The 25,571-nt window shown below is 49.8% G+C and carries 31 protein-coding genes; 22 read left to right on the plus strand and 9 right to left on the minus strand.

Going from position 1 to position 25,571, the window contains the following annotated elements; translation table 11 throughout:
* Positions 1–59 precede the first annotated feature (59 nt).
* On the minus strand, positions 60–485 hold the full coding sequence (locus AC566Q_RS25425) for a DUF2177 family protein (RefSeq protein WP_499612382.1): 426 nt from the start codon (positions 483–485) through the stop codon (positions 60–62).
* Between the two features lie 218 nt (positions 486–703).
* On the opposite strand from AC566Q_RS25425, the gene AC566Q_RS25430 reads away from it, so the two are divergent.
* From AC566Q_RS25430 to tmpT, 4 genes are read left to right on the plus strand one after another with little or no spacing between them, the layout of a single operon-like run.
* Positions 704–1,252 (plus strand): hypothetical protein, encoded by a 549-nt coding sequence (locus AC566Q_RS25430; RefSeq protein WP_105935008.1) that lies wholly within the window; start codon positions 704–706, stop codon positions 1,250–1,252.
* Positions 1,245–2,702, plus strand: coding sequence for a PepSY-associated TM helix domain-containing protein (locus AC566Q_RS25435; protein WP_499612384.1), 1,458 nt, complete (start codon positions 1,245–1,247; stop codon positions 2,700–2,702). Before AC566Q_RS25430 ends, AC566Q_RS25435 begins: the two co-directional genes overlap by 8 nt.
* A 12-nt stretch (positions 2,703–2,714) precedes the next feature.
* Positions 2,715–3,047, plus strand: a complete 333-nt coding sequence (locus AC566Q_RS25440; protein WP_105935010.1) for an antibiotic biosynthesis monooxygenase family protein — start codon at positions 2,715–2,717, stop codon at positions 3,045–3,047.
* Between the two features lie 56 nt (positions 3,048–3,103).
* Positions 3,104–3,745: a thiopurine S-methyltransferase gene (gene tmpT / locus AC566Q_RS25445; RefSeq protein ID WP_105935011.1), complete on the plus strand. Its 642-nt coding sequence runs from the start codon at positions 3,104–3,106 to the stop codon at positions 3,743–3,745.
* Between the two features lie 80 nt (positions 3,746–3,825).
* Here the strand turns inward: tmpT and AC566Q_RS25450 are convergent, their stop codons facing one another.
* Complete coding sequence (locus AC566Q_RS25450; RefSeq protein ID WP_170308486.1) at positions 3,826–5,769, minus strand: beta-propeller domain-containing protein; 1,944 nt, start codon at positions 5,767–5,769, stop codon at positions 3,826–3,828.
* A 164-nt stretch (positions 5,770–5,933) separates the two neighbouring features.
* On the opposite strand from AC566Q_RS25450, the gene AC566Q_RS25455 reads away from it, so the two are divergent.
* The 9 genes from AC566Q_RS25455 (at position 5,934) to AC566Q_RS25495 (ending at position 13,007) form a co-directional block, all read left to right on the plus strand.
* The gene (locus AC566Q_RS25455; RefSeq protein ID WP_170308487.1) at positions 5,934–6,812 is read left to right on the plus strand and encodes a MipA/OmpV family protein; all 879 of its coding nucleotides are present in this window, start codon (positions 5,934–5,936) and stop codon (positions 6,810–6,812) included.
* 54 nt (positions 6,813–6,866) lie between these two features.
* Complete coding sequence (locus tag AC566Q_RS25460; RefSeq protein ID WP_105935014.1) at positions 6,867–7,196, plus strand: DUF3019 domain-containing protein; 330 nt, start codon at positions 6,867–6,869, stop codon at positions 7,194–7,196.
* The gene (locus tag AC566Q_RS25465) at positions 7,196–7,900 is read left to right on the plus strand and encodes a response regulator (protein WP_499612388.1); all 705 of its coding nucleotides are present in this window, start codon (positions 7,196–7,198) and stop codon (positions 7,898–7,900) included. The genes AC566Q_RS25460 and AC566Q_RS25465 overlap by 1 nt, the downstream gene beginning before the upstream one ends.
* A complete protein-coding gene (locus AC566Q_RS25470; protein WP_499612390.1) occupies positions 7,897–9,120 on the plus strand; it encodes an ATP-binding protein in 1,224 nt (407 codons plus the stop codon). The genes AC566Q_RS25465 and AC566Q_RS25470 overlap by 4 nt, the downstream gene beginning before the upstream one ends.
* A gap of 111 nt (positions 9,121–9,231) precedes the next feature.
* Positions 9,232–9,897 (plus strand): response regulator, encoded by a 666-nt coding sequence (locus tag AC566Q_RS25475; RefSeq protein ID WP_105935017.1) that lies wholly within the window; start codon positions 9,232–9,234, stop codon positions 9,895–9,897.
* 3 nt (positions 9,898–9,900) lie between these two features.
* Positions 9,901–11,202: an ATP-binding protein gene (locus tag AC566Q_RS25480; protein WP_499612392.1), complete on the plus strand. Its 1,302-nt coding sequence runs from the start codon at positions 9,901–9,903 to the stop codon at positions 11,200–11,202.
* The gene (locus AC566Q_RS25485) at positions 11,199–11,555 is read left to right on the plus strand and encodes a cupredoxin domain-containing protein (RefSeq protein WP_105935019.1); all 357 of its coding nucleotides are present in this window, start codon (positions 11,199–11,201) and stop codon (positions 11,553–11,555) included. The genes AC566Q_RS25480 and AC566Q_RS25485 overlap by 4 nt, the downstream gene beginning before the upstream one ends.
* Positions 11,545–12,312 (plus strand): FTR1 family protein, encoded by a 768-nt coding sequence (locus AC566Q_RS25490; RefSeq protein WP_499612394.1) that lies wholly within the window; start codon positions 11,545–11,547, stop codon positions 12,310–12,312. Before AC566Q_RS25485 ends, AC566Q_RS25490 begins: the two co-directional genes overlap by 11 nt.
* Entirely contained in the window at positions 12,309–13,007 is a 699-nt protein-coding gene (locus AC566Q_RS25495) for a hypothetical protein (RefSeq protein WP_499612396.1), read from the plus strand. Before AC566Q_RS25490 ends, AC566Q_RS25495 begins: the two co-directional genes overlap by 4 nt.
* Here AC566Q_RS25495 and AC566Q_RS25500 read toward each other — a convergent pair.
* On the minus strand, positions 13,004–13,243 hold the full coding sequence (locus AC566Q_RS25500; RefSeq protein ID WP_499612397.1) for a hypothetical protein: 240 nt from the start codon (positions 13,241–13,243) through the stop codon (positions 13,004–13,006). The genes AC566Q_RS25495 and AC566Q_RS25500 overlap by 4 nt on opposite strands.
* 349 nt (positions 13,244–13,592) lie before the next feature.
* Between AC566Q_RS25500 and AC566Q_RS25505 the strand changes: the two genes are divergently transcribed.
* From AC566Q_RS25505 to AC566Q_RS25530, 6 genes are all read left to right on the plus strand, one after another.
* On the plus strand, positions 13,593–14,324 hold the full coding sequence (locus tag AC566Q_RS25505) for a substrate-binding periplasmic protein (RefSeq protein WP_499612399.1): 732 nt from the start codon (positions 13,593–13,595) through the stop codon (positions 14,322–14,324).
* A gap of 280 nt (positions 14,325–14,604) precedes the next feature.
* Entirely contained in the window at positions 14,605–15,315 is a 711-nt protein-coding gene (locus tag AC566Q_RS25510) for a thermostable hemolysin (protein WP_499612400.1), read from the plus strand.
* On the plus strand, positions 15,312–16,757 hold the full coding sequence (locus tag AC566Q_RS25515) for an AMP-binding protein (RefSeq protein ID WP_105935025.1): 1,446 nt from the start codon (positions 15,312–15,314) through the stop codon (positions 16,755–16,757). Before AC566Q_RS25510 ends, AC566Q_RS25515 begins: the two co-directional genes overlap by 4 nt.
* Positions 16,758–16,773: 16 nt before the next feature.
* A complete protein-coding gene (locus AC566Q_RS25520) occupies positions 16,774–17,445 on the plus strand; it encodes an iron-containing redox enzyme family protein (protein WP_499612402.1) in 672 nt (223 codons plus the stop codon).
* Positions 17,445–18,254 (plus strand): SDR family oxidoreductase, encoded by an 810-nt coding sequence (locus AC566Q_RS25525; protein ID WP_105935027.1) that lies wholly within the window; start codon positions 17,445–17,447, stop codon positions 18,252–18,254. Before AC566Q_RS25520 ends, AC566Q_RS25525 begins: the two co-directional genes overlap by 1 nt.
* Positions 18,251–18,895, plus strand: a complete 645-nt coding sequence (locus AC566Q_RS25530) for a tetratricopeptide repeat protein (protein WP_499612405.1) — start codon at positions 18,251–18,253, stop codon at positions 18,893–18,895. Before AC566Q_RS25525 ends, AC566Q_RS25530 begins: the two co-directional genes overlap by 4 nt.
* Positions 18,896–18,993: 98 nt before the next feature.
* On the opposite strand, the gene AC566Q_RS25535 is transcribed toward AC566Q_RS25530, so the two are convergent.
* Genes AC566Q_RS25535 through AC566Q_RS25545 form a run of 3 tightly spaced genes read right to left on the minus strand, consistent with a single transcriptional unit; the run spans position 18,994 to position 20,294 of the window.
* Entirely contained in the window at positions 18,994–19,395 is a 402-nt protein-coding gene (locus tag AC566Q_RS25535; RefSeq protein ID WP_105935029.1) for a VanZ family protein, read from the minus strand.
* Complete coding sequence (locus AC566Q_RS25540; RefSeq protein WP_276309521.1) at positions 19,392–19,514, minus strand: hypothetical protein; 123 nt, start codon at positions 19,512–19,514, stop codon at positions 19,392–19,394. Before AC566Q_RS25540 ends, AC566Q_RS25535 begins: the two co-directional genes overlap by 4 nt.
* A 33-nt stretch (positions 19,515–19,547) precedes the next feature.
* Complete coding sequence (locus AC566Q_RS25545; RefSeq protein ID WP_499612408.1) at positions 19,548–20,294, minus strand: SDR family oxidoreductase; 747 nt, start codon at positions 20,292–20,294, stop codon at positions 19,548–19,550.
* A 169-nt stretch (positions 20,295–20,463) separates the two neighbouring features.
* On the opposite strand from AC566Q_RS25545, the gene AC566Q_RS25550 reads away from it, so the two are divergent.
* Both AC566Q_RS25550 and AC566Q_RS25555 read left to right on the plus strand, forming a co-directional pair.
* The gene (locus AC566Q_RS25550; protein WP_499612410.1) at positions 20,464–21,162 is read left to right on the plus strand and encodes a hypothetical protein; all 699 of its coding nucleotides are present in this window, start codon (positions 20,464–20,466) and stop codon (positions 21,160–21,162) included.
* Between the two features lie 243 nt (positions 21,163–21,405).
* On the plus strand, positions 21,406–21,894 hold the full coding sequence (locus AC566Q_RS25555) for a DUF3237 family protein (protein WP_499612411.1): 489 nt from the start codon (positions 21,406–21,408) through the stop codon (positions 21,892–21,894).
* A 92-nt stretch (positions 21,895–21,986) separates the two neighbouring features.
* On the opposite strand, the gene AC566Q_RS25560 is transcribed toward AC566Q_RS25555, so the two are convergent.
* Positions 21,987–23,210 carry a M56 family metallopeptidase gene (locus AC566Q_RS25560; protein WP_499612413.1) on the minus strand — a complete coding sequence of 408 codons (1,224 nt, stop codon included), beginning with the start codon at positions 23,208–23,210 and terminating at the stop codon, positions 21,987–21,989.
* On the minus strand, positions 23,203–23,595 hold the full coding sequence (locus tag AC566Q_RS25565; protein ID WP_499612415.1) for a BlaI/MecI/CopY family transcriptional regulator: 393 nt from the start codon (positions 23,593–23,595) through the stop codon (positions 23,203–23,205). Before AC566Q_RS25565 ends, AC566Q_RS25560 begins: the two co-directional genes overlap by 8 nt.
* 806 nt (positions 23,596–24,401) lie before the next feature.
* Between AC566Q_RS25565 and istB the strand changes: the two genes are divergently transcribed.
* Complete coding sequence (gene istB / locus AC566Q_RS25570) at positions 24,402–25,076, plus strand: IS21-like element helper ATPase IstB (protein ID WP_499612417.1); 675 nt, start codon at positions 24,402–24,404, stop codon at positions 25,074–25,076.
* Here the strand turns inward: istB and AC566Q_RS25575 are convergent.
* Positions 25,064–25,501 (minus strand): hypothetical protein, encoded by a 438-nt coding sequence (locus AC566Q_RS25575; protein WP_499612418.1) that lies wholly within the window; start codon positions 25,499–25,501, stop codon positions 25,064–25,066. The genes istB and AC566Q_RS25575 overlap by 13 nt on opposite strands.
* Positions 25,502–25,571: the final 70 nt, after the last annotated feature.

Raw genomic sequence — 25,571 nt, forward strand, 5'->3', positions numbered from 1 at the left:
ATACCTGCATAGTGTATCACGATTTCAGGCAGTTATAGCGTGACAGACCCTGCCTGGCGCTAATCCTTAAGTTTTATAGCCAGTGCGCCGCTGGTGCTGATTAAGGCGGTAGCCACAGTGCCCCAGGTCCAGTCTATCAGGGTAATCAGTAACGGCCAGTCGGCGACGATGGAATAATTGGTGAGGTTATAGGCACCATAAGCCGTGGCACCCACCACAGCGCCGTTGAGAAACGCTTTGGCCAGGTTTTGTCTGGCCGGGAGCACCGCCAGATATAAACCCGCCGCGCAGTAGCCAATATAAAACACCAGCCAGGGCCAGGTGATAAAAGAGTCGCGCAACAAGCCAGACAGACTGCCGAAATACCATTGATTTGCCACCACGCCCAGCCACATGCCATCGAGCACGCCAAACACCAGCAGCATCGTGACATAAGCCAGTAACAGCTGACTAACACTGGTTTTAGAAGCGTAAGGGGATGTCATGGTGTTTCCTTAATATGGTGGAGTTCCGTTACAAATTGATATGACAGTAAGCCTGAAACAGATCGCTTTGTGCAGATTGATCTTTTTGTAAATGTAAATTATTCTTATTTGCGTTTTAGGGTCAGGCCTCTGCCTGACAAAATCAAACGGTGTAATAGCGGTTAATCAGGCACTAACGTGCTAAACGCTGCATCAGCTGAAAATAATAAGTAAGGTTTATGATTTTAGAAAGTTTTCTGGCTTTGGTTGGGTCAACCGTGGCGGCCGGTGGTATCTACCTTAGCTGGCGTAACAGTTCAGCGGTGTATGCCTGGTTGGGCTGGTTAGCCGCGGCTGGCAGTGTGTATTGTTGGTATTTGGTCCTCGGCGTGGAATATGGCCTGACCATTGGCTTGTGCTTGCCTGCGCTGACCGTGTGGGCCGCTATCGCGGTTGAAGCCAACCCCCAACGTCAATCTACAGCGCGTATTAAGCCGGCGCATCAATGGCGACTTGCCCCGCGCCAGATTGCCCTGCAAACCGGGCATATTCTGTACGTCTTACCCGGGCAGCTGTTTATCTGTGCGCTCATTATGATCGCCGTGGTGTATCAGCTGCCTGTCTCGGAGCCCAAGCAAATGGCTATTGGTGTGCTGGTGATGCCAGTGTTGTGGGGCCTGTTGGCTTACTGGTATGGGCTGTCATCGCGTAAGTGGCTGCATATTGCTATATCTTCAGGCGCAGCGGTTGTGGCTGGCTTGTGGTTATTTGGAGGTGCTCATGGCTAAACCGGTTTCTGCAGGCAGTCTGGCAAAACGCTCGCTGCAGTCTCACACCTGGCTGGGGCTCGTTGTTAGCGCGGTGATGTTCCTGATTTGTTTATCCGGCACCATTGCCGTATTGCATAAAGAGTTTGAGCGCTGGGAGCAACCTAACATCCCGGAAACAACAAGCTACACTATCGAACAGGTGGAGCGCGCCTATACCAGCTTTACAGAGCAATACAATGATGACACCCATCACTACTATTTTGTGTTCCCTGGTACCGGCATCCCGCGGCTGGTGATGGAGGATGATCACCGGGCTCACTTTGTGGATGATCAGGGCACACTTATTGAGCAGGAAAATGTTACCTGGTCGCGGATGCTGGTGGATTTGCATTTGTACCTGCACCTGCCTCATTCGTTTGGCATGATCCTGGTGAGTGCCTGTGGCGCCTTATTGTGCGCGTTGATTGTATCGGGCTTAATGGCGCATCCCCGAATTATCAAAGACGCCTTTAAGTTTCGTTATGGGGGCGACGGGCTGAAGGAAAACATCGATCTGCACAATCGCCTGAGTGTATGGGGCACGCCGTTTCATCTTATGATAGCAATCACCGGTGCCTATTTTGGCCTGGCCGGGGTGTTTGTAACCCTCATTGCCCAGGCGTTCTACGATGGTGATACCCAGGCAGTGTACGACCGCGCTTTTACGCCGGAGCCTGAGCTGGTGCAAGAGATTGCCCCGCCTGACATCGGCACCGCCATGCGCGATCTGCAGGGCCGGGTAAATACCGAAGGCAATTTGCTGTTCTTTACGGTGCACGAACCCCATACACCGCAGCAGTTTCTGGAGTTTTTTGTGAAAACCCCTGAGCGCCTGATTTACTCAGAAAACTACCGCTATGATTCGGCCGGCAACTATTTAGGTAAAGCCGGGTACTCTGATGGTGACGGCGGCATGCAAACCCTGTATTCCGTTTTCCGCATCCATTTTGGTGACTTTATCGGCATGCCCGTAAAGATACTCTACATTATACTGGGCATGATGCTGACTGTGGTGTCTGCCACCGGCATGAATATCTGGCTCAAGAAGCGCCAGACCCGCGACGCACTTAATCTGCTCTGGCCAGCATTTGTGTGGGGTACACCCGTAGCGTTGGTGGCTAGTGCGGTGAGCTATTTTGCGGTGGCACTCTCACCTACCCTGCTATTCTGGGTGGCAATGGCTGTGCTTGCCGGTGTGGCGTTACGCCTTAATGACGAAGCGCGAATTGTGCCCTTGTATAAGCAACTGCTGGCAGTAGTGATTGCTTTGTTCTGGCTGGTGTATCTGGTGCGCTTTGGCACTGCCGCATTTTCTGTGGCAGCATTACAAATTAATTTGCCGTTGCTCGCCGTTGCCGTGTGGGCTATGTGGTCTGCACGTCGCAATAAACGAAAGGTGATGCAGGTCGCAGCACTAAGCGCTGGTTAAACAGGAGAAGCCATGTTTATTGTTATGTTTGAGTTCGTTCCCAAAACCGGTAAGGAAGCAGTTTTTCTGCGCGCCTGGCCGAAAGTAACTCAGGGCATTTACCTGTTTCATGGCAGCCTTGGCTCACGCTTGCATAAGGATGAAGAAGGGCGCTGGATTGCCTATGCTCAGTGGCCCGATAAGGCTACCTGGGAACAGGCCGCAGCCAACAGCATGAGTGAAGACTACGAACAGCAACGTATGCAGATGCATGATGCGCTAAATCTTGAGGCCACCCGTATTCTGTATAAAATGGACGTTGCCTGCGATTATTTGCAGCGCCGCCCTTTTGCGCTGGATAGCTAACAGCCGTTAGCGTCTTGTGCAGTTAGCAGTTTGGTTGTGGTTAATGAGGAGTGGCCATGGAACATACGTTCTGGCATGACAAGTGGGAAAAAGGTGAGATAGGCTTTCATCAGAGCGATATCCACCCAATGCTGGCAGGCTTTGCCGATAAATTCGGCATAGGCGATGGATGCCGGGTGTTTGTCCCGCTTTGCGGTAAATCCAACGATATGACGTTTTTGCTCGAACGTGGTTGCGAAGTGGTGGGCGTTGAGCTAAGCCAACTGGCCGTAAGCCAGTATTTCGAGAGCCTTGGCGTTACACCGGTGATTGAAGAATGTGGCAAATTAATGCGATATACGGCACCGGATATCACTCTTTACTGTGGCGACTTTTTTGCGCTTACTCCTGAACAACTGGGCACCATTGATGTGGTTTACGATCGCGCCGCGTTGGTGGCCCTGCCCCAGGATATGCGTAAGCAATACAGTCAGCGCTTGTGTTCACTTACTCCCGGCGCAAAACAGCTGTTGGTGACTTTCGAGTACGATCAATCATTAATAGGCGGCCCGCCTTTTGCCATTCCCAGTGAAGAAATCCAGCAAAACTATGGTAAGTACTGCGCAATAACGCTACTGCACAGTGAAGCGCTGAAAGGCGGCTTAAAAGGTAAAGTCCCAGCCGTTGAAAATCTATGGTCGCTTACCAGTAAAGGATAACGGGTTACCGTTAAAAAAGGTCGGCAAAGTGCCAGAAATTTGCACTTTACCAACCTTGCACCAGTGAATTTTGAAAGCAATCAGTAAGGCCCGTCAACCACGGCATCTGGTTGCCATAGCGCGTGATAAACCAGGTTACCGCGAAGATAATAAATATGGCCATTGTGCAACACGCTGCGATCCTCATAGCTGCCAATGTAATAGTCGTCCTCTGTTGTCGGAGTTATCGAATCAATAAGGCTCAGCGTCCGATCTGCTTCATTGACCTCCAGCGTCTGCAAGGCATTATGGGTAAACCAGTAACCGGAGTCGTCGAACCCCCAGGTTTGTGAGGGTAGTGCAAACTGGTAGCCGGACTCCGTTTTCAGCACCGACAGTGAGCGGTGGTCGTATTCCACCGGGGTATAGGCTTGCGGCCAGACAAATTCACCCAGTACCACCGGATTGGCCGGGTCGAGTACATCAAATAAACTGACTTTCATGCCTTCCTCAATGGGGGTTTCCAGCGGGGTGCTGCCGCTTACGGGGATCGCATCATTCCTGACCTGTTGGCCTACGCCCAGTAACAGCCCGTTTTCCATGGGATGCAGGTAGCTGGAAAAGCCTGGTATCTCCAGTTCGCCGGCAACCATTGGCGCGTAAAGGTCCGTTAAGTCAATCACGTACAAGGGGTCAATCTGTTCAAAGGTAACGATAAAGGCTCTGTCTTCAAAAAAGCGCACCGCATAAATGGCTTCACCTGGCTTACCAATGGGCGCGGGTTGAGATTCGTTGGGCAGGGTGGCAATTTCTACCAGCTCACTGCCCTGTTGCTCAAGGATATGCAGCATATGCTCGGGATCCTGTGACCAGGCGCCCACTGTAGTCACAGCCAGTAATTTGCCGTCGCGCTCAGCCAGTCGGAATTGCGCTGAACTTTGCCGACCCAGAGTGCCTACCACACTGGCAGTTGCCTGATAGCGGATCTCATTGCCCAGAGCGACTTTATGCACAACCGTTTTTTCTTCGCTACTGGCATGTAAATACAGGTGATCGGCCGAGGCGAACAGGCCATGGGCTTCGGTCAGCATGCACAGCGAGGAATAATCCATAGGGTTATCCAAATTAATTTTAACCACGCTAACCATTTGCGTATGACCATTCTGTTTAGTGGCACGCTGGGGTAACAAGCAATCAGTTAACTGATAAAGATCACTGGTTTGGCCGTTAATGGTGATTTTGGGAACCAGCTCACTGCTGTCTTTTGCCTGGATTGCGTTGTACAGATCAACCAGGCTGCGGTTGCTGGTGCCGGCATGAGGCAAGTCTTCCAGATTAGGCACAAACTGCGTGGCGATAAACAAATGGTTGTCGATACGTCGAGAGTTAATCAGACCGCCATCAATACGAATGTTACTCACAGAACTGGGATTGGCAGGGTCGGCGACGCCGTAAATATCAATATATGTATCGTTCTCTGGTTGTTGCCAGGGGCTTGAGTCGACCAGAATATCGGCCATGGCGTAATACTGGAAAGAGTGACTAACCACGCCGAGGGTATCTTCATACAGGTACATGCCCGCTACGTTAAGGTTGTCCTGCAATGATATTGTCGCGGCTTCGGTTAAAGAATAATCGTTCTGGCGCGCCAGAATGTGCACTTTTTTGACTTCTCCGTGGTCCGCGGTCCACACCGGTAAATCGGCCACAAACAGATAGTCACCGTTGTATTCAATACGGTCCGCCTCATCGACACCGGCAATCTGGGTGTTGGTGGTCGAAAAGCTGGCCGGCGCCGCAGTATCATCGGCGGCTCTCTCCACCGCCGTTGCCTGCGATTTTTTCATCAGATAGATGCCATTTTTAACATAGCGTTCGGCACTGACCTGTTGCGCAGTGGTTAAGGCTGAGTCCGTCGCTGTCATGTAGCTGAGCGTCGGCGGACTCTCGTTACCGTCGTTGCTGCAGGCGGTAATTGTACAGGTTGAAAATATCGCTACAGCCAGGCACTTCCACATCAGGTCGGTTTTTTGCTTCAGGTTCATATCCATGTCCTTTTAAGCGGTGAGGTTGATTACTACCCTAGTGCTTGTTTAAGGAATAATCCGATCCAAACTATGTAGAAATGTGACAATTTGTAATCGGGTGCTGTGCAGGCTCTCAGGGTTTGATAATCTTAAAAATCTGAATAACCTGCCGGAGCTATGGTGTGCGGATCCCTTTGCTGTGCTGTTTATTGCTGTGGCTGTCAGGCCACGGCATTGCGTGGGCCTGTGAGAGTGACGATGCCTGCATAGCACCCAACTCCTGGAAATTAGGCATCGCGGTGGGCATTGGCGCCAGAACCAATCCACTGGTCGATGGCGATCCTATCCCGCTGGTGGTTTTACCCGATGTAGCCTGGTATGGCGAAAATGCTTATTTCGACAACGGTGAGGTTGGCTATCAGTGGCTATTGCGCAGTGATGTAACCACCGAATTGTTCGTGAGAGCGAACCGAGAGCGTTCCTACTTTGCGTTCTGGCACCCGGCAAATATCGTTTTGTCTGTTAATACCAGCGCGGCGGATGTTATTGGCAGCCCGTTGCAACCCGGCGATAGTGACGGTGAATCCCCCGCCCCCCGGGATTCAATATCTATCAACGACATCAGCAGCCGAAAGTGGACCGCTGATGCTGGTTTCAGAGTCAACTGGAATGGCTCCGACAGCCTGTTATCTGCTGCGGTAGCCGGCGACCCGCTCGGCGTACATCAGGGGTATTATGCACAACTAAAATACCAGTACCGCTGGCAGTGGGACGACTGGCGCTTTGCCGCTAATGCTTCAGTGACCTACAAGAGCGAGAAGCTGATAGATTATTATTACGGTATAGATGGTGAGGATACGGCTAATAGCAGCCTGTGGTACGCCGCAGACCATGCCCTGCAAACCAGTGTCGGGCTGCTACTCAATAAATCTTTAAGCAAGCACTGGCGCTGGGTGGGCCGGGTGCAGTTATCCACCCTGGGCAGCGGCATGACCGACAGCCCGCTGGTGTCTAAAGACTACGTTGCCAGTGGTTTCATTGGCTTCGGCTATCAGTTTTAAGGGGTTTGGGTGCGTTTATTCTGCTTACTTCTGCTGCTCTCAGGGGCATTGTTAATGCCGGCAGAAGCTGAGGACGACGCCTTTTCAGCCACGCCCAGTGAGTGTATCGCTGCAGAACAAGGCGATGAATGTGTTATGTCAGTCACGCTGCACTATCCACCGCTTCCTGACGACAGATATTGCCTGACGCTGAACACCGAGCCGCTGGGGTGCTGGCCTCATAGTGGCATGCCAGGTGCTGTGAAGGTTAGGTTAAAAGAAGAGTCAGAGCTTAGCCTGGTGAGAGAAAGCAATACGTACCAGGCTTCGGTAATACTCACACTGCGTTATCGCAGCGCTTCGATGCTCAGACGCCGCGTTAAAAATCCCTGGAGTTTATTCTGATGAAGTCGCTTATCCTGGTTGAAGACGATGAAAGACTGGCTGAGCTGGTTAGTCAGTACCTGACGGCCAATGATTTTAGCGTGGACCGGTTTGCCGATGGTGAAGGGCTCGTAGAGCGAGTGAAGGATGCACCACCGGATGCCATTATTCTGGACGTCATGCTACCGGGGGATGATGGCTTTAACTTATGCAATCGATTACGTCAATTTTATACCGGGCCGCTGCTGTTTATGACGGCGAAAAGTGAGAGCTTTGATCAGGTGCTGGGACTGGAAATAGGCGCTGACGATTATGTGGTTAAGCCGGTGGAACCGCGGGTGCTACTGGCCAGGCTGAATGCCCTGATGCGTCGCGCCGCCTCGGCTGAAGCGCCGGTTCAAAGTGGCTCGGTAGTGACTTTTGGCAAGTTGAGCATTGACAAGCTGTCGCGCAGAGTCAATCTGGGCGGCGAGGATATCACTTTAACCAGCCACGAATTCGACCTGCTGTGTTTATTGGCCGATAACGCCTCACATCTGGTAGAACGCACCACCCTGTATAAAGAGCTGATTGGCCGTGAATATGACGGCCTCGACCGTTCGGCTGACGTCAGGGTGTCCCGCTTGCGTAAAAAGCTCAAAGACAATCCGCAAAACCCTTACCGCATCAAAACTATCTGGGGCAAGGGATTCTTTTTTGTGGCGGATGCATGGAGTGACGAATGACCCGCCTGTTCGTGAGCTTTTACCTGTTTATGGCGGTCTCTCTGGTACTTATCAGCAGCACGCTCGAACTGATTTGGCCTGACGAAGATTACCGCGAGCCGGCCGACATGGTGTTGGCAAAGGCCTTATTGCCGTTGACATTAAAAGATCAAAAGCAACTGCTGGCAACACTCCGCCAGGCGGGTATCGATTACAAGCTGAAAGACAGTGCGGCGATCAACTGGTCTGCTGCGGAGCAAGCCGACCTGGAGGCCGGCTTGCCCGTCACCTTGTATACCGACACTGCAAGGTTCATTTATATACCGGCCAGTGAACGCCGTTTGATTGTGCTTTCGTTGCCGTTTACCGAAGTGTCCAGGCCCTATTTACTGATCTATCTTTCGGCGTTCCTGCTGTTGCTGGGTGTGATGCTGGCAATCTGGTTGTGGCCCCTGTGGCGGGATCTGGCTTATCTTACCCGCAAGGTCAATCATCTTGGTCAGGAAAGTGAAAATGTCGCCATCGCGCTTAAAAAGCGCTCTGTTATCCAGCCTATCGCTAACAAGCTCAATATGCTCAGCGAGCGGGTTCACGGTTTACTACGTGACCAACGCGAACTGACCGGTGCTGTGGCTCATGAATTCAGAACGCCCATTGCCAGATTAAAGTTTGCCCTGGAAATGAAACCTGAGCCGGATAGTCAGGCATGGCGTGGCATTCAGGCCGATCTGGATGAGCTTGAGGGGCTGGTGCAGGAGATGCTCGATTACACCCAGTACGATGCCATGACGCCGGAGCTCAACATCGCCGATATTCCGCTAAATACGCTATGCAGTGAAGTGGTGGCCAGGTTAGCACTAACCACCAGTAAGACCTTGTTGGTGAGTGGTAACGAATTTACCGTGCGTGGGGATGGTCACTTTATAGAGCGGGCTGTTATTAACCTGCTGAATAATGCTATCCGCCATGCTAAGTCGCAGATTATTATTGAAGTTTATCAAACCGATACTGCGATAAACATTGCCGTAAACGACGACGGTACCGGCGTAGAACCCGCCCAGGCCGCGCGTATTTTTGAACCGTTTTTCAGGCCTGACAACAGCCGCGTACGTTATGCTGGCGGCGCCGGTTTAGGGCTGGCCATTGTAAAACGAATTCAGCTCTGGCACGCAGGGACGGTATCGGTGATTTCCAGCAACTCGCTGGGGGGGGCCTGTTTTATTCTTTCTTACCCCCTGTAGGTGACTGGCGAACTGCGGGTATAAGCATTGCTATGCTGCAATTTCCCTTAAGGTTTGCTTAAGATTTAACTGCTATACTGGGGTTAACTTAAATTTCACGTTATCAATAACATGCGAATACTTCTTGTTGAAGATGACCAGCCGCTCTCGGCCGCGCTGAGTAAATCGCTGCGGGACGCCAGTTATGTGGTGGACTGTGTTTATCGCGGCAGTGAGGCGCTGGCAATGCTGGCGGCAGAGCAAACCGATATTGTAATCCTCGATCTTGGCCTGCCGGATATGGATGGGCTGGAAGTGCTGCGCCAGATTCGCCACAAAGTGAAAGACATGCCGGTGATCATTCTGACCGCCCGGGATAAAGTGACCGATAAAATACTGGGTTTAGACGCTGGTGCTGATGATTATTTACCCAAGCCTTTTGATATGGACGAACTGTTTGCCCGCTTGCGTGTCCTTGAGCGTCGTTTAGGTACGGCCAGTACTGCCATAGTAAAAATTGGTGAGGTGGCCTTAAATACACAAACGCTGGAGCTGAGCGTGGCCGGAGAAGCCGTTTCGCTGCCTCGACGGGAGCTGATGTTATTAAAGGTGTTAATGGAAAACGGCGGCCGTATTCAGCCCAAACAAAAACTGGAGTCACGGTTATATGAATGGGGCGACGAAGTCTCAAGCAATACTATCGAAGTGCACATCCACCATTTGCGTAAAAAGCTGCCGGAGAACTTTATCAAAACCATTCGTGGTGTAGGCTACAGTATCCCTGTTAACGGAGCCTGACGATTGCACTCAATACGGCGCACGATAACGCTGGTGCTTATCAGCTCGCTGATCCTGGTGATTTTCAGTGCTGCGATCCATGGTTATCGCGCGGCGCTGTCGATGTCGTCGCGGTTTATGGATCAGGAGCTAACTACTCTGTTGTATTCGGTAGCACTGAGCAATGGTCAGCAAATGGATGGCTTCGGTAGTAGTGAACTGGTGTATCAGATCTGGCGCGACGGTACACTTATCACCGACTCGCCCAATCAGCCAGATGAGCCGCTCACCATTGGCGCGGATGGCTTTTCCGAACAAAATTTTGATGGCCGGCGCTGGCGGGTTTATAAACAGACTCTGACAGACGGTACTACAGTTATCGTTGGGCAGCCGTTACAAAGCCGCGTGGGGTTAACCGATGCTTTAACGGTATCGGTCATTATGCCGTTTATTTATGCGGTACCGATATTGGCGCTTATCGTCTTCATATCGGTGAGTCTGGGGTTAAAGCCCCTTAAGTTACTGTCATCAAAACTGTCTAACCGCCAGGGCAAGGATTTGTCGCCGGTGTCTTTGCCCCAGGTGCCGACTGAAATGCAGCCGGTGATGGACACCCTTAACACCATGTTCCTGCGCCTTAATGAAGCCTTTGAGCGCGAACAGCAGTTTGCTTCCAATGCCGCCCACGAGCTGCGCACACCACTGAGCGTAATGAAAATTAACCTGCATAATCTGGCCAAAGAGCGCCATGACGATGCGGGTAAACTGCAAGCCATACAGCAGGACACCGATCGAATGATCCACGTGGTGAATCAGATTTTACTGCTGAGTCGCACCAGCCCGGAGATGTTTCACTTGCAATTAAGTAAGGTGGACGCTTTTGTTGTGGCGCAAAATGTGATTGCTGACATTTACAGTAAAATCGACAGTAAACATCAGGACATCAGCCTCGAGGGCGACAGTGCATTTTTGATGAGCACCGAATTTACCCTGTACACCATGTTACAAAACCTGATTGCCAACGCCAGTGCCTATTCGCCTCAGAGCGCAGCCATTCAGGTAACGGTGTTGAGTCAGGATAATCAGGTGTGTTTTATGGTGGAAGACTCAGGCCCTGGTATAGCACCACATGAGCGCTCCCAGGTGCTTAAACGCTTTTACCGCGATCAGAAAGATGAAAAGTACAAGTCAACGGGCAGCGGCCTGGGACTGGCCATTGTTGGGCAAATTGTCACCTTGCATCATGGCAAAATTGCTCTCGATGATTCTGTGCTGGGGGGCTTAAAAGTGACGGTGAGTTTACCTTTTGAGGTAACTGAGTCATGAAGCTGATTCTGCAAACCATAACGCTAACCCTGTTAACACTGGCGCCATTGCATGCGTTGGCAGCGCTGCCAGAAGTGGTGATTGAAATTCGTGACCATCTGTTTATCCCGCAAACCGTGCGCATTCCGGAAGGTAAGAAAGTGCGTCTGGTATTTATTAACCATGATCCCTCGCCAGAGGAAATTGATAGTTTTGATCTTAACCGCGAGAAGGTGATTTTTGGCCACAGCAAAGGCACTATTTTCGTTGGCCCATTGCCAAATGGCCGCTATAAGTTTTTTGGTGAATTGCACCCGAATTCCGCATTGGGCTATGTCATTGTAGGCGACAAGGAGGCAACGGATGCTGATTAACACCGTGATCCTGTTTATTCGTGACACCTTGCCCGTATTTCTGTTGTTCAGCTTTTTACTGGCTCAGCAGGGGGGAAATGCGCGTTATCTGCTTGGCGGCACACTGGCGGGTTTTCTGATGGCTGTGGGATTGTATTTCAATTTATCCGTCGTTTCTGAATGGTTTGAGGGGGGCGGTCTGGAGCTCATTAAAACGCTGGTGCTGGTTGTTATGCTAAGCGGGTTGGGAGAGTTTGTCCGCCGGCAATATCAGGGCAATACCTCTTCAACGCAGTGGTTAAGTGCCTTGCTGATGGTTGGCATTACGTTTATTAACGTGATCCATTTTATTATTTATTTACTTGCCTATTGGTCGGCATCCGATGCCGGTGCGTCACTCATTCTGGGCAATGTCATTGGGCTTGGGATCAGCCTGAGCGTGGGGGTACTGCTCTATGTCGCAGTCGCTGCAATTCGCGTCAGAGTGATTAAGTTCGCGGTTCTGATCCTCTTCTTTGCTGGTCAGATTGCTGGCATCGCGATGTTGCTGGAACAAATAAATTTGCTGCCAAATCAGCGTCGGTTATGGGATACCTCAGGCTGGGTGGCGGATGACAGTGAGTATGGTCACTTTCTCAATGTGTTAATCGGGTACGAAGCTACGCCGACGGGAGCTTATATGTTGATTTACGTGGCTTCGATACTGTTTCCGGTTGTGTATTGTTACTTATGTTCGTTACTGGTTGGTAAGCGTCAGCTAACCGGGGAGTTAAGATGAGATTATATCTGGTTATAGCCCTGTTACTGGTTTTGCCGGGCAAGGTGTGGGCCGACAATTTTACCGTCGACAGGGTTTATCATCCCTATGTTTTACCCTTTGAGCGTGAAGTCGAATGGCGCCTGACCTCTCGCCAGAGTGAGGAAGACGGCAATATTCTGATGCAGCGGATTTCGTTTGGTCATGCGTTGTCTGAATACACTATTCTGGAGGCCTATATTGTTGGCTCTCGTGATGACACCGGCAATTTCGGTGTGGCTGGTTACGAGCTGGAGTTGCGTTCGATGCTTACCGAGCAAGGGCAATACTGGGCTGATTGGGGGCTGTTGTTTGAATTGGAAAAACAAAATGCCAGTAACGATTGGGAGTTTAAGGGCGGTGTGCTCACCGAAAAAGAACTGGGGCGCTTTAGCTTAACTACCAACGTGCTGTTGGTGTACGAATGGGGAGACACCATCGAGTCTGAGTTTGAAAGCGAGTTTAAAATGAAATTTCGCTATCGCTGGATCCCGGAAATTCAGCCGGCTGTGGAGTTTTATGCCGCGGAGGATTTTATTGGTGTAGGTCCGGCCTTTATGGGGATAAAGCGCTTCGATAAACAAAAGCAACTTAAATGGGAGCTGGCTTTTATTGCCGGACTCAACGGTGACAGCAAAGACCATACACTGCGTATGGCCATGGAATACGAATTTTAGTAAATCGCTACACCCTTGATGTATATCGTCGGTACGCTACTGGCAATGGTGTTTGGCTGGCTGTCTTGGGCGGCCAGGCTCCCGCCAGATGCGTGGCAATGCCTGAAAATAGCCGCTTGAGTTAGCCAGACTGTAGTGCGCAAAATATAAAGTGTACCGTCATCCATACCGGTAAACCCCAATTGCAATGCCAACATCTCTTGTGGCGTGCTGCACTGATGGTTGCTCCTGACCATTACTGTATACGCAGCCTGACTTAGTTTATGGTTAAAGAGGTGTTCACCTGAGTTGGCCAGAAATTGCTCGAGGCGCTAAACGATCAGTGAAATTCAACTCTTTGTCATTATTAACGAGTATCAACTTGCCACTATAAATAGCTAAATACCATAGGTACTGCATCATGGGGAAACAGTCCGCACGTTATATTGGCGTTAGCGTGCAGAGAGGCCCTGAGGTATACTCTGAGATGGTTTTCAGGCGGCATAAGGTCGCTTTGGCAGATGAGGCAGAAAAATTAGCACAATGCGGTTAATTTCCTATTGCATACTCTTACTTCTAAGCAGTGTATTCTCTGCCGGTCGTGCAGTGGCCTTACCGCCGACGCAAGAGATCATCTTTGCGATTAATTCGCCCGGCTCACCGCCCTATCTGTATTTTGATTCGCAAAGTCAGTCCTATCAGGGCGTGGTTGTGGACTTTTTTAACAGCTTTGCCGACAAGGCAAACCTGCGGGTCACTTACCTTGATTCCAGCCGCGCCCGCAACGAGTTATTCCTGCGCCAGGGTAAGGCCGATATGTTTCTTTCTGGCGAGGAATGGCTGGACGACCCCAAGGGATTTATCTTCAGCAATCCGCTGCTACAGCATGATAGCTATCTGTACGCAACAACCGCTTTTGACGGGCCATTTGAGTTGGCTGAGAGTAGCGGAGAGTTGGTTTGTACCCGCCTTGGGTTTAAATATCCGGTGTTACAGACGGCTTTTGAAAGTGAACAGCACCCACTGATTCGTGTAAACTCGGCCAGCCAGACACTGATGGCGCTTATGCTCACCAAAGGCCGTTGTGATTATGCCATTATGAGCGAACAAAACGCGTTGTCGGTGCTCAATAAACGCCAATTCTGCGACAATGAGTTTTATCAGTCTCCCAATGTGATCAGCAGTGTTGATCTGGTGTTTGTCCTCCGGCCAGGAAGGCAAGATCTGCTGCCAGTCATCAATCAATATATGGCCAGTTATATCAACAATGGCCAACTCGCCAATTCCATTGAACGCCATTCCGGTGTCCACACATTTCCCAAGTTGCTCTGTGATTAAAAGTCCGGCATCGCGGATTGAGTTTGTCGCTTAATTTGCGTGGAACTGCAGAGCTCGTCAGCAGTTTTAGCCGGATTCGGATGGCTAACCCGTTGGTGTTATATAAAAAGAGCCAAGGCAAACCCGCTGATTTTTATTGGTGAGACAAGCTTTTAAGGAGATCCGGATAACGTAGACGTTTCCGGAGTGCCCAAAAATCTGTAGATTTTTGGGCACTTAAGGTTCGCTTAATATTGACAGTTCATAATTTCGCTCAACAGTCACCCAATGAGACGAAGTTATGTTGAGTACCATCCAACCTGTTTCAGAACAATTATCACGCCTGCGTGTTCCGCGTAAAGGCTCGACTGTGGTGCCTGCTGCCAGCTTACCAAGCTTACAGGTAGTCAATCAGCAAAGCACAAAGAGAAAAACCATTGAAAACCATATTGCTAAAGGCTTTAACCAGGCCTATCAGGCAGACATTACCGAATTTATGCCCGTGCTGATTGCCCTCGGAGGTAACAACATCGAAGCCGCACTGGGCATTCGTACCGGCAATGAAAAAATGTTTGTGGAAACCTATTTCCCTGACTCTTTGGAGCAGGCACTAAGCGATAATGGCATCCATTGTCCGCGCCATCGACTGGCCGAAATCGGTAATCTCTACAGCAAATCTTCCCGCTATACCATGCCGTTGTTATTGCTCACCGCCATGGGATTATTTCAGCAGCATATTTCAGTATTGGTGTTTACTGCCACTACCCGACTACAAAGAATGATGGAACATGGCGGCCTGGCTCTGCATTACCTTACAGACGCCGATGAAACCCGGTTAGGTGAGCCAAAACAAAATTGGGGTACCTATTACCAAACAGGACCTAAAGTCGTGGCAGCCAAGGTCGCCGATATTATTCAGTTAACCCTGGACAACCCGAAATTACGCACCGGCTATGAGCAGTTTGCGCCTCTGGCTCCGGCGTTCTCGGCACAATTGGGAGCACAGTTATGATTTTGCAAAACTGGCAACAATGGCCAGCCAGGCAAGCGCTTAGCTGGCGAAGCGGCAGTCTGACTTATGCAGAGTTGAATGACCGGGTGAGTCAGGTGGCTGACTGGTTGGCTTCGCACTTTGCAGAACGCATAGCATTGCTGGCCGATAACAGTGCCGAATGGATTACTTGCGATTTGGCCTGTCAGCGGGCAAATAAATTACTGGTTCCGGTACCACCTTATTTTTCAGCGACCCAGCGGCAACACCTGCTTGCCGAAGCCGGTATTGAACTCATTATCACCGATCAACCCAGATTGTTTTCCGGTGGTCAGCCGACGTCTTCGCCGTTTAATCAATTGTACGCAACATTGTGGGATAACCCGATGTTGCCAGAAGTCCCCGTCGGCACTGGGAAAGTTACCTTTACTTCCGGCTCTACCGGTAATCCTAAAGGCGTCTGCCTGAGCAATGTCTCGCAAGCCAGGGTTGCTGCCAGTTTGGATGCAGCGCTGAAGATGCCGCATGTGCGCCATCAATGCCTGTTACCTTTGGCAACCCTGCTGGAGAATATCGCTGGTGTGTACGCTCCTTTAATCTGTGGTGGCACAGTGGTGATCTGCGGTAGTGACGAGCTGGGTTTTTCCGGCGCCAGGTTAACCGACCCGGCGGCGATGCTAAGTGCTATCAGCAAAGCTCAGCCTCAATCGTTGATTCTGGTGCCAGAGCTCTTATTGATGCTGGTTACCGCCTGCAGTAATGGCTGGCAGCCACCACGGTCATTAACGTTTATTGCGGTGGGCGGCGCTCATGTGCCCGCTGGTTTGATAACCACAGCCCGAGAAGTCGGTTTGCCGGTTTATCAGGGCTATGGCCTGTCTGAATGTGTCTCGGTAAATACTCTCAATCTGCCTGGTGCAGAAAGTGCCGATAGCGTAGGGCGCTCGCTTGGTCACAATACCCTAACGGTTGAAAACGGTGAGCTGGTGGCCAGTGGGACGATTTTTCTTGGCTACCTGAATCAGCCTGAGTCGTTTTATCCATCAAAAGTGAAAACCGGCGATTTGGTGAGTAAAAAGGATGGTTATTACTACGTGGCTGGTCGCAAAAAAAATCTCATCATCACCTCTTTAGGGCGCAACATCTCGCCAGAGTGGATCGAGAGTCAACTGATGGCTGGTGGCTTGTTCAGCCAGGTATTGGTGGTAGGCGAAGCGCGCCCGCACTGCGCTGCACTACTGGTACCACGCCATAAATCGGTCACCGCGCAAATGATTGAACAATACCTTGCGGCAGTGAATAAACAACTGCCCGACTATGCCCGCTTACAGGCGTGGCAAACCCTGCCTGAAATTGCTGCCGATACCGGCTTATTTACCGCTAATGGCAAATTAAAACGGGATAGAGCCGTTTCGCATTTTCAGTCTGTTATCGAAACTATGTACGCGCCAGAAATTGTATAGGCGAGGAGTAATCAGCATGAATTTATATACCCGTTTAGAGCAGGAAACCCAGGCAGAAAGAGCTTATTTAACCAGTTCGCCTATCATTCAGCAGGTGTTTAAAGGTGATATTTCCCTGCACGATTACACCGCCTTCCTACGCGAAGCTTATCACCACGTAAAACACACAGTGCCTTTACTGATGGCCACCGGCGCGGCATTACCAGAGAGTAAAGAATGGTTGCGCGAAGCGGTTGGCGAGTATATCGAGGAAGAAATGGGCCACCAGGAATGGATCCTCAACGACCTGGCTACCTGCGGTGTGGATAAAGAGGAGGTTCGTCACAGTCAGCCTGCTGCGGCCACTGAATTAATGGTGGCTTACGCTTACGACGCAATACGTCGTAAAAATCCTTTGTGCTTCTTTGGCATGGTGTTCGTGCTGGAAGGTACCAGCATCGCGCTGGCGGATAACGCTGCCGCCATGATCAGGAAAACCCTGGATTTACCCGGTGGCGCGTTTAGCTATCTGCGTTCTCATGGGTCGCTGGATCAGGAGCATATCGTGTTCTTCCGTGACCTGATGAATAAAATTGACGATAAAGCTGAGCAGGATTTAATCATTCACTCTGCCAAAATGTTCTTTCAGTTGTACGCCAATATCTTCCGTACGCTGGAATGTAAAACAATGCTGGTGGAGGCCGCGTAATGGCTATTCAATGGCAACATCAGGTGTGCCTGATCACCGGCGCCTCCGGCGGTATTGGTGAAGCCATTGCCCGCAAACTGGCTGGCCTGGGTGCCTCGCTGATCCTGACTGGCCGCAATAGCGCTAAACTCAGCGAACTGCTTGAATCATTGCCAGGGCGTCACACGGTTGCCTGCGCTGATATCACCACGGCAGATGGTCTGGATAAGGTTGTGGCGGTGTGTCATGAGCACCCGCCCACGATGCTGGTCAACAGCGCCGGTATTAATGAAATTGGCGATTTCAGTGCTATTCCAATGGCCCGTATTGAAGCGCTATTGACCACTAACTTAACGGCGCCTATCGCCCTGACCCAGCGCTTACTTCCTGTATTGCAACGTGCAGGCAAGAGTTACGTGGTCAATGTTGGCTCTACCTTTGGCAGTATTGGCTTCCCTTGTCATGCAGCCTATTGCGCGTCTAAGTTCGGTTTACGCGGATTTACCGAATCACTTATTCGCGAGTATGCGCACAGTTCAGTTAACTTTTTTTATCTGGCGCCGCGGGCCACTCAAACGGCCATTAATTCCGATGCAGTGGTATCGATGAATAAGGCTCTGGGTAATCAGATGGACCCGCCTGAACGGGTTGCTGATGCCCTGGTTGCACAACTGGAAGGTAATAAATCCCGTTGGTTTATTGGTTTCCCGGAAAAACTGTTTGCCCGCATTAATGGTGCATTTCCTGGCATTGTCGACCGTGCGCTTATTAAAAAACTACCCGTTATTCAACGCTTTTTGACATCTGTCACAAAGGAGAAACTGTCATGAAAACTGTTCGTTATCTGCTTGCTTTGCTGGCGGCTGTGTGTCTGCCACTGACTGCCGCTGAGAGCACACCTGGTTTGGCTGACATTCAGTCGGCCTGGGCTAAAATTAACTACGCTGACATCGATAGCGATAAAAAAGCCGATGAATTTAAATCACTGATCAAACAAGCCGAGGCGTTGGTGGAAGCCCAGCCTAAGCAGCCGGAATATTTAATCTGGCTGGGTATTGTGCAGTCGAGCACTGCCGGTGCAGAAGGTGGCATCGGCGCACTGAAATACGCCAAGTCTGCTAAGAAGAGCTTTGAAGATGCGCTGGCTATCGATTCTCATGCGCTGCAGGGATCGGCAATGACCAGCCTTGGTGTGTTGTACCATAAAGTCCCCGGCTGGCCGATTGGCTTTGGCAGTGACAAAAAAGCAGAGCAGCTGTTAAAAAGTGCGCTGAATGTGAATCCGGATGGTATAGATAGCAACTATTTTTACGCAGAATACCTGTACGACGATGGCGAATATGAACAGGCGCTGGCTTATCTGGATAAAGCGTTAAATGCCGCGCCACGACCCGCACGACCATTAGCTGACGAAGGTCGTCACAAAGATATCGCGGCTCTGCGCGCCAAAGTAGAGAAAAAGATCCACTAAAAGTTATAGCTGTTTGTTCGAAACGCCCTGGTGGCAGGTTACGTCAATACCATAGTTTGCTTATTAATGGCGCTGGCCTACCACTGTTTTGTAAGGCGTCAGCGCTGAAGGTAGGTTTGCATACCCGCCGTTTTCTCCAGCTTGCGTAACACCAGTACGGCCAGCAGAATACCTACTGCATCGGCGCTTAGATCGGCAAAGTCAAAGGTACGGGAGGGGATAAAGGCCTGGCTGATTTCCTCTCCGATCACGAACAGCGTAACCGCGATGGCACCGAAATACAGCCTGGTGTTATTTAGCGTCCAGCCGGTAAACTTAGATGCCAGCACAGTTAAAAAGGTTAAGGTGCCGAATAAACCTACGTGGCCAAGTTTGTCGCCGTAGGGAATGGCTGCAACAAAGTCAAAAAATACACTGTTGTGCCCGGCGTTGGCCATATAAATAACCCACACAATAAACAGTAAAAAAGCAAGGGCTGCTAAGCGGGTTAAATTAGTCATTGAATGTGTACCAAACGCTGATTGACTTCGTCCTGCAGACCGCCGTCAGTAACTTCCCGGGTAGCCGCAAATAATCCCGGCTTGTAGGCGAGGGTTTTGGTAAAAATTCTGACTTCCATGTGTTGCCTTTCAAAATAGCCAGTACAGTGTGACTATAATCCACCGGATGCGTCGATAAAGCTACCTGTTACAAAGGATGATTTATTAGTTGCCAGCCAGATGATGGCTTCAGCAACTTCTTGTACAGTGCCCGGTCGCTGCAGAGGTATCTTTGCCTCCAGGCGTTTGACTCTGTCTGGCTCGCCACCTGAGGCATGCATTTCATTATCTATCAGGGCCGGTCGCACTGCATTCACCCGAATCCCTTCGTCAGCCAGTTCCAGTGCGGAGCCGCGGGTAAAGCTGTCTATGGCACCCTTTGATGCGGCGTAATCCGTGTATTCATTGGGGGCTCCGGATTTGGCCGCCGTGGAGGAAACATTTACGATAGTGCCGCCGCAGCCGCCCTCTTTTGTCGACATTCTTGTTGCCGCTGCCTTGGTACACAAGAAGCAGGACAGTACGTTTACATTCAGGATATGACGAAACCGCTCCGCCGAAATGCCGCGCAGGCCGGTTTGTTGCGCCAGGATGCCGGCGTTGTTAACCAGCACTGCAAGGGGGCCCAAAGCGTCGGCCTGTGAAAACAAGGCTTCAACCTGATCTTCCTCAGACACATCTGCCTGTACCGCGATGCACGGCACACCCATAGCGCTAATTTCTTGCTTTAATGCTTCAGCCGGTCCGGCAGAGTTCTGATAATTAAGCACTATCGAATAGCCTTTTGCTGCCATCAGCCGCGCTGTTGCTGCGCCTATTCCTCTGCTGCTGCCGGTAATGACTGCGACCTGATTTAGCATGGGATGTGCCTCTTATTGTTCAGTTTACGAAAGCGTTTAGCGACGAACGAAAGTAATGCATTTCTTTGTTATTGTCGACATTAATATTCATAAAAACCGTAATAAATATATATTTCTAAAGTTTTACATTAATATTGTCGACAATGTTGGCGTGAAAAGGATTGCGATTTTGACTTTATATAATTTACTCGGCGCCATTAATACCCTGTTTATCATGATAAGCGTACTGGGTGTTTACTCTCAACTGGGTACCATCTGGCGCCGTAAACACATGGCGAGTGAGGTAGCGCGCCCGACCGCTTTACTTTCTCTGAATCAGTTTACCGTAAGCTTTTTTGCCTACCTGTCATTTTTTATTTATGGCTACTCCATTGAGCCATTTAATCACTATATTGTCTGGCCGCGGTTACTCGCGGCAATGCTGGTGATGGGGATTTTGTTAGAAATCTGGCTGGACCGCAAATCCAGGGCGGCCCGGTTGAGTGTTGTGCTGGCAGCGGCGAGCCTTGTATTAGCGGGGGCGGGGTTGTTGTCAGGTGAAACTATCGCCGATCAGGGCCGGCACATTGCGACATTGCTGATTGTACTGGTGTCGGTGTTTATTGCTCAGGGCTACTATCATCAAATCCGCTTGATCCTGACCGCGGGTCAGACCGGTGCGGTGGATCTTAAAATGAGTCAGTTTATTTTGCTGATGGACATTTCTACCATTGCCTTTGCGCTGAGTATGGGAGTGAGTAAAGGATGGCCATTGCTGGTACTGGCAATCACCAGCGGTATTACCAAACTGGTGATTATGTATCTGTTCCGCTGGGTAAAAGTAAGTGCAGTAGCACAGCAGCGCCGGCAAGCGTATGCCACGAGATAGTCAGCTTAGGTTACGGAGCCAACATAACGAGTTACATGTTACCTGTGCTGTTTTTGCACAGTAATGTGTCACTTTTTGATATTCACAGGTGTGAGTCGGTGTATTAACATTTTTTTATCGTTTATCCGGCTGGCTACAGGACCCTCAATACCCATGAAGCTAAATAACATTGTACAATTTCGCTGGCTTAATCTGTTGTTTTTAATGTGTTTAGCCATAACGTTAGCGCCGCAGGTAAGAGCCATGAATGAGACTGTTGTAAATCTGGGTGATCGCGATATACCCGAAACTGATAAAGTGCCTGGCATGCAGCACGTGCTCACACTGGTAGTGACGGTCGATGAGCTTGTTGAAGTCGGTGAGAGTGACAAAGGCATCCGCAAATACGTGCCAATTACCGGGGGATACTTTGCCGGACAGCATGTAAATGGTGAGTCGTTGTCTGGTGACGTAATCCCTGGTGGTGCGGACTGGCAGCTAAAGCGCCCTGACGGCGTGTTGGAAATTGACGCCCTTTACAGTATCAGAACTTCGGATGGCCAAACGATTATTATCCATAACAGTGGGATTGCATCCCAGGCCGATGAGGGAGGCCCCTACGTTCGTACAATACCAAAATTCCAAGCCCCGAAGGGCAGGTATGACTGGCTGAATCAGCGTGTTTTCACCGGTACCATTGACCTGATAAAAGGTGGTGGTGCGGTAATCATCCGTGTGTTTCAGGTTTTATAAAACCAATTTCAGGAGCACATGCTGATTGCGGGAAAGTTTACCCGTCACACGCAGAAAAGAATGCGCTGACGGGCAGCCAGACTAGCTGAAAGTTATTTGGTTTTAGCTACGCTGATTTTTTCAATATCCTGCCTGTTTACCGCACTTTCATCGTCGTCGGTCGCCAGTTTGAAGTCCAGTTGTACTAAAATACCGGTTTGTCTTTGTGCCTTACCGCTTTGGACCCGTGGCTTATACTGCCACTGCTCCATCGCTTTCACTGCACTAGAGTCAAATACGCCAGCCGGTGACGACTTAACCACTTTAATGTTGTCGGTAGCGCCGGTTTCAGTGATATCAAACTGGAGAGTGACAAATCCCTCCTGATTTGCCAGGGCTGCGCTGTCTGGATAAACCGGCGGCACACGTTTTACCGGCGTAGCCAGATTGACTTTGTCGGCCTGAACATCACTGGCAGGCAGGTTTGCCAGTGCTGTGTGAGTGGTAAGAATAGCGGCGACAGCCAGTGCAGCAACACCAGCCACTTTACTTGCCGAATTTGGCTTATTGATCAGATTGAGTCGTTTTAACATGGTGCTTTTTTCTCCGAAGGTCGGGTAGGTTGTAAGGTACGAAGAGTTTTGTTCTGCGCAGGCCACCAGGGCTTTTGCGTAGAGCAATTTTTCCTGTGGACTTTTCTGGCGCAATACCTGGTTATCGCACGCCAGCTCCTGATTAATTCTGAATGAGCGCAGGGCTAGCCAGACCAGAGGGTTAAACCAGAAGACAGTGACTATTATCAGCGCCAACGCATTCCATACGTGATCGCCGTGCCGAAGGTGTGTGTTCTCGTGTTCCATCACTAATCGCTGCTGCACGGGGCAAAACAGCCTGGTAAAGCTTGCCGGAAGTAATATTCTGGGAGCAAACAGGCCAAACAGCATAGGCGTGGTGGCCCGCCGGGCAAACCAGGTGTTGTTACTGCCAGCCACAGGTTTACCTATGGAGCGGGCAAGCTGTGAATACTGCGTTATCAGGTAAAGCGCTATGCAAGAGGCACCCGCTGCCCATAAACCCAGCCATACTGTGTTTTGTGAAACGTTTACCGCTACCGATCCGCTTACTACATAGCGGGTAAAACTATTGGCAGGCAATGAAATCACAGGGATGGGCAGATTAGCCATCAACAGCACAACCGGTACCATCCACCACAGTTTGTACATCAGCCGGATGCCAATTCTGGCGGTGAAAAAGTGCTCCATCACCATCAGGGTGATAAGCACTAAACATAATGGGCCTTGTTGTTGAATAAGCTGCTGAATGAGCCACTCAGTCATTGTTTTGCTCCCACTGTTTAATCAGCGCCTTAAGCTCATCCACGTCCTGTTGAGACAGCGAATTCTGGTTGGCAAACCCGGCTACCAGAGGCGCTACCTTGCCTTTAAATATTCGGCTCACAAAGCTGGAGGCTTCTTTTTTGGTGTAGTCTTCCCTGGCAATCAGCGGGCGGTATAGGTACTGACGCTGGGCCTTATCAAAGTCCACTACGCCCTTCTTAACTAATCGGCTGAGCAGGGTTTTTACGGTTTTATCGTGCCACGGCTTTTTTTGATTTAAACGTTCAACAATATCGCTGGATGTGGCGGGGTAGTCATCCCACAGTACATCGAGCACTTCAAATTCGGCGTTGGAGATATCCGCTTTTGGATTGTCGTTACTCATCGATCACCTCTTCCCAAATTCAATTTGATGATTACATTTGTAGTCGATCTGTTTTTAAGATTACATGTGTAATCTTTTCTGGCAAGTGATTTTTTGAAAAAGATGAAACAAAGAGCATGATTTTGACGGCGGATTAAAATACGTATCCACCAAAGAAAAAACAAATTAAGATCCATTATCTTGTGATCCAGATACGGTCTTTCAGATGATTGATACAGAGGATGAATATTTGGCCACTCGTGAAGTAGTGCCTTGGCTTGGCTATATGAAATGGTCTGAAAACCTCTCCCCCAGTTTTCACAGAGATTTTATGATTGGTTTCGCAGGATTGGCCGGCCAAACACGCTGACCATTAGTAACGACCTGACAGCAAATGTGCGCTTCAAGATTTACACTAAGTTCCATCGGCGTCTTACTAATCGAACTGATTTGGGATTCCATAGCGATAATTTTAACGAGTCTGTGACTCAGCGTTTACAACTTCCAATGGACGTCGAATTTGAAGTGTCTATAGATTTTCTGCCAGAGAAAGACGCTGTAGTCCTTAATATTAATCGCCCCACAATGAGAATAGATAAGGACAATTTACGGATAAATAGTATTGTGGAGATGATGCAACCCCGGCGACATGACCAGCATTTTATTCACATTATGCAAATCCTATCGCACAATCCTGTCATGGATTATTTCGAGATTTATTTGTCTCTTACAAGTTCGCACAGAATTCACTTTGACGAATTTCAGATAATAAAGTGGCACGTTAATCCTTACTGCATAGAAGAAATTAGTGATATTCAATACTGCGATTGAATGGTCAAGCCACTACTTACGAGGATATGAGCTTCGAGGAACGGCTGGGGTTATTAGCCCAGCACGAAATTCACTGCCGTCAGTCTACTAAGGTGAAGCGACTGCTAAAGCAAGCATCACTGCGCCTTGATGCACATGCCAGCCGCTTGAAGTACCGCAGTGAACGTGGGTTACGTAAAGATAAAATCGGCTCGCTACTCAGCGGACAATACCTGCACCACGCGCACAATATAATCATCACGGGGGCCACTGGCTGCGGCAAAACCTACCTTGCCTGCGCATTAGCCAAACAAGCCTGTGAGCAACACCAAACCGTCCGCTATTACCGCTTAGGGCAACTCCTTGATGAGCTAAACATCGGCCACGCCGATGGCAGCTACCGTCAGCAACTGGCCCAAATTGCTAAGAAAAAGCTACTCATCCTGGATGACTGGGGAATGGAAAAACTCAACGCACGACAAGCAAATGACCTGCTCGATGTGATGGAGGAGCGATACCAAAACGCCAGCACCATCATTGCCAGTCAATTACCGGTTGCTGAGTGGTACAAGTTGATGACCAATCCCACCGTAGCCGATGCCTTACTCGACCGATTATTACACAATAGTCATCGCATTGAACTCACGGGAGAGTCGATGAGAAAACTAGACCAATCCGATCACTTAAGGTAAAACTGGCAGGGACGAAAAAGAAGATGAAAAAGTGATCGGATAACTCCGAAACGCCTGATCGAATTCACCGAAATACGCAGGGCAACCAGGAAAACTAATCCAGCACGTACTTGTGCCTTCTCTATACTCAGATAGGTAAGTGTATTTTGACTCATCAGGTAGATTTCAGTCAGCGTTTTCTTTTCGTCATTGATAATTAACTTATACGGATAATTAAACGTGCGCCAAAGCTCGAAAATACAATACATGACAATTATCGGCGTGCCATAAAGGCCAAGTTCATACTTAGCTAGCGTTTCTGGGTCGATGCTTGCTGGATCCCTAACAACATATTGGTATAACCAGAGTCCTATAAGAAATATGACAATATAAATTCGAGCTAAAACATTATTTCTCTTAAAAATACTTTCACGATGGCTGGACACAATCGCAATATCCTTTTTGATTATTTCATCCTGTTATCGGCTGAATAAATCGTACTATGGATTAGTTGAG

The organism is Alteromonas sp. H02, from assembly GCF_059682525.1.

What these genes read in the sequence shown, in the direction of transcription:
- AC566Q_RS25465 (WP_499612388.1), top strand. Translation starts at nt 7,196, where the DNA reads ATGAAGTCGCTTATCCTGGTTGAAGACGATGAAAGACTGGCTGAGCTG.
- AC566Q_RS25490 (WP_499612394.1), top strand. Translation starts at nt 11,545, where the DNA reads ATGCTGATTAACACCGTGATCCTGTTTATTCGTGACACCTTGCCCGTA.
- AC566Q_RS25525 (WP_105935027.1), top strand. Translation starts at nt 17,445, where the DNA reads ATGGCTATTCAATGGCAACATCAGGTGTGCCTGATCACCGGCGCCTCC.
- AC566Q_RS25565 (WP_499612415.1), bottom strand. Translation starts at nt 23,595, where the DNA reads ATGAGTAACGACAATCCAAAAGCGGATATCTCCAACGCCGAATTTGAA.
- AC566Q_RS25485 (WP_105935019.1), top strand. Translation starts at nt 11,199, where the DNA reads ATGAAGCTGATTCTGCAAACCATAACGCTAACCCTGTTAACACTGGCG.
- AC566Q_RS25450 (WP_170308486.1), bottom strand. Translation starts at nt 5,769, where the DNA reads ATGAACCTGAAGCAAAAAACCGACCTGATGTGGAAGTGCCTGGCTGTA.
- AC566Q_RS25495 (WP_499612396.1), top strand. Translation starts at nt 12,309, where the DNA reads ATGAGATTATATCTGGTTATAGCCCTGTTACTGGTTTTGCCGGGCAAG.
- AC566Q_RS25460 (WP_105935014.1), top strand. Translation starts at nt 6,867, where the DNA reads ATGCCGGCAGAAGCTGAGGACGACGCCTTTTCAGCCACGCCCAGTGAG.
- AC566Q_RS25475 (WP_105935017.1), top strand. Translation starts at nt 9,232, where the DNA reads ATGCGAATACTTCTTGTTGAAGATGACCAGCCGCTCTCGGCCGCGCTG.
- AC566Q_RS25470 (WP_499612390.1), top strand. Translation starts at nt 7,897, where the DNA reads ATGACCCGCCTGTTCGTGAGCTTTTACCTGTTTATGGCGGTCTCTCTG.
- AC566Q_RS25440 (WP_105935010.1), top strand. Translation starts at nt 2,715, where the DNA reads ATGTTTATTGTTATGTTTGAGTTCGTTCCCAAAACCGGTAAGGAAGCA.
- AC566Q_RS25435 (WP_499612384.1), top strand. Translation starts at nt 1,245, where the DNA reads ATGGCTAAACCGGTTTCTGCAGGCAGTCTGGCAAAACGCTCGCTGCAG.
- AC566Q_RS25555 (WP_499612411.1), top strand. Translation starts at nt 21,406, where the DNA reads ATGAATGAGACTGTTGTAAATCTGGGTGATCGCGATATACCCGAAACT.
- AC566Q_RS25560 (WP_499612413.1), bottom strand. Translation starts at nt 23,210, where the DNA reads ATGACTGAGTGGCTCATTCAGCAGCTTATTCAACAACAAGGCCCATTA.
- AC566Q_RS25430 (WP_105935008.1), top strand. Translation starts at nt 704, where the DNA reads ATGATTTTAGAAAGTTTTCTGGCTTTGGTTGGGTCAACCGTGGCGGCC.
- AC566Q_RS25545 (WP_499612408.1), bottom strand. Translation starts at nt 20,294, where the DNA reads ATGCTAAATCAGGTCGCAGTCATTACCGGCAGCAGCAGAGGAATAGGC.
- AC566Q_RS25500 (WP_499612397.1), bottom strand. Translation starts at nt 13,243, where the DNA reads ATGGTCAGGAGCAACCATCAGTGCAGCACGCCACAAGAGATGTTGGCA.
- tmpT (WP_105935011.1), top strand. Translation starts at nt 3,104, where the DNA reads ATGGAACATACGTTCTGGCATGACAAGTGGGAAAAAGGTGAGATAGGC.
- AC566Q_RS25510 (WP_499612400.1), top strand. Translation starts at nt 14,605, where the DNA reads ATGTTGAGTACCATCCAACCTGTTTCAGAACAATTATCACGCCTGCGT.
- AC566Q_RS25520 (WP_499612402.1), top strand. Translation starts at nt 16,774, where the DNA reads ATGAATTTATATACCCGTTTAGAGCAGGAAACCCAGGCAGAAAGAGCT.
- AC566Q_RS25540 (WP_276309521.1), bottom strand. Translation starts at nt 19,514, where the DNA reads ATGGAAGTCAGAATTTTTACCAAAACCCTCGCCTACAAGCCGGGATTA.
- AC566Q_RS25530 (WP_499612405.1), top strand. Translation starts at nt 18,251, where the DNA reads ATGAAAACTGTTCGTTATCTGCTTGCTTTGCTGGCGGCTGTGTGTCTG.
- AC566Q_RS25515 (WP_105935025.1), top strand. Translation starts at nt 15,312, where the DNA reads ATGATTTTGCAAAACTGGCAACAATGGCCAGCCAGGCAAGCGCTTAGC.
- AC566Q_RS25535 (WP_105935029.1), bottom strand. Translation starts at nt 19,395, where the DNA reads ATGACTAATTTAACCCGCTTAGCAGCCCTTGCTTTTTTACTGTTTATT.
- AC566Q_RS25425 (WP_499612382.1), bottom strand. Translation starts at nt 485, where the DNA reads ATGACATCCCCTTACGCTTCTAAAACCAGTGTTAGTCAGCTGTTACTG.